The sequence below is a fragment of the Pseudoalteromonas sp. BSi20439 genome (assembly GCF_000241165.1).
Taxonomy (GTDB): domain Bacteria; phylum Pseudomonadota; class Gammaproteobacteria; order Enterobacterales; family Alteromonadaceae; genus Pseudoalteromonas.
Genome location: NZ_BADW01000193.1, coordinates 1 through 231, shown reverse-complemented (window position 1 = coordinate 231; position 231 = coordinate 1). Strand labels below are relative to the sequence as shown.

The following is a 231-nucleotide window of genomic DNA, read 5'->3' as shown; positions in this document are numbered from 1 at the left end:
TTAACGGATCAATGTAAGTAGATTCAGATATCTCACGTAAATCAGGACGTACAACCGTTTCACCGTAGCTTAAACGCCATTGTGTTTGGTCGTCCTGAATATAAGTGAATGCAAGCGCACCATAAATATCATCTTCTTGAAACGCTAAGTTACCTAAATCATCATAATCGATTGAAGGATCTAAGCCACCAGTAAACGGGTCAAGTGGCACTGACACTTGCCTGAAATCTT

The 231-nt window shown here is 40.3% G+C and carries 1 protein-coding gene; it reads right to left on the bottom strand.

Annotation, left to right across the window (positions count from 1 at the left end; translation table 11 throughout):
* Positions 1 to 231 (bottom strand): hypothetical protein (locus P20439_RS15145; RefSeq protein ID WP_036934349.1); only part of this gene is annotated, 231 nt, incomplete at both ends.